This is a genomic window from Pelistega sp. MC2, assembly GCF_900099475.1.
Classification (GTDB): Bacteria; Pseudomonadota; Gammaproteobacteria; order Burkholderiales; family Burkholderiaceae_B; genus Taylorella; species Taylorella indica.
This window is the reverse complement of sequence record NZ_LT628272.1, coordinates 1-1,195: the sequence shown is the minus strand read 5'-3', so window position 1 is coordinate 1,195 and position 1,195 is coordinate 1. Positions and strand designations below refer to the sequence as shown.

Below are 1,195 nucleotides of genomic sequence, written 5' to 3'. Positions count from 1 at the left end.
AATTATTTAGTGATTTTAGAAACCACACCGGCACCGACTGTACGGCCACCTTCACGGATCGCAAAGCGTAAACCTTCTTCCATCGCGATTGGCGCAATTAACTCAACATCCATCGCTACGTTATCGCCTGGCAATACCATCTCTTTATCCGCTGGTAACGTAATTGTACCTGTTACGTCTGTTGTACGGAAGTAGAACTGTGGACGGTAACCTTGGAAGAATGGGGTATGACGACCACCTTCTTCTTTCGATAAAATATACACTTCTGCTGAGAAGTTTGTATGTGGCTTGATTGAACCTGGTTTCGCTAACACTTGACCACGCTCTACGTCTTCACGTTTTGTACCACGTAGTAATAAACCAACGTTGTCACCCGCTTGACCTTCGTCAAGTAACTTACGGAACATCTCTACGCCTGTACATGTTGTTTTCGCTGTTTCACGAATACCAACAATTTCAATCTCTTCACCCACTTTAATGATACCACGCTCAATACGGCCTGTTACCACTGTACCACGACCTGAAATTGAGAAAACGTCCTCTACTGGCATCAAGAATGTACCATCCACTGCACGCTCTGGTGTTGGAATGTATGAGTCTAATGCTTCCGCTAGCGCTAAAATCGCTTGTTTACCTAATGGACCTTCGTCGCCTTCTAACGCTAATTTCGCAGAACCTTTAATGACTGGCGTATCATCACCTGGGAAGTCGTATTTTGATAACAACTCACGCACTTCCATTTCCACTAACTCTAATAACTCTTCATCATCTACCATGTCGGCTTTGTTTAAGAACACGATGATGTAAGGTACGCCTACTTGGCGTGATAATAGAATGTGCTCACGTGTTTGTGGCATTGGACCGTCAGCGGCTGAACATACTAAAATCGCTCCGTCCATTTGCGCTGCACCTGTAATCATGTTTTTTACATAGTCAGCGTGACCTGGGCAGTCTACGTGTGCATAGTGACGTGTCGCTGTTTCATACTCTACATGTGAAGTATTAATCGTAATACCACGTGCACGCTCTTCAGGTGCCGCATCAATCGCCGCATAGTCTTTCGCTTCACCACCGAACTCTTTCGATAAGACAGTAGTAATCGCTGCTGTTAATGTGGTTTTACCGTGGTCTACGTGACCAATTGTACCTACGTTTACGTGCGGTTTGGTACGTTCAAACTTTTCTTTTGCCATGA

1 protein-coding gene is annotated in these 1,195 nt (G+C 44.9%); it reads right to left on the bottom strand.

From position 1 onward, the window contains the following. Nucleotides 1–2 precede the first annotated feature (2 nt). Nucleotides 3–1,193: an elongation factor Tu gene (gene tuf / locus BQ4443_RS00045; RefSeq protein WP_023950739.1), complete on the bottom strand. Its 1,191-nt coding sequence runs from the start codon at nt 1,191–1,193 to the stop codon at nt 3–5. Nucleotides 1,194–1,195: the final 2 nt, after the last annotated feature.

What these genes read in the sequence shown, in the direction of transcription:
- tuf (WP_023950739.1), bottom strand. Translation starts at nt 1,193, where the DNA reads ATGGCAAAAGAAAAGTTTGAACGTACCAAACCGCACGTAAACGTAGGT.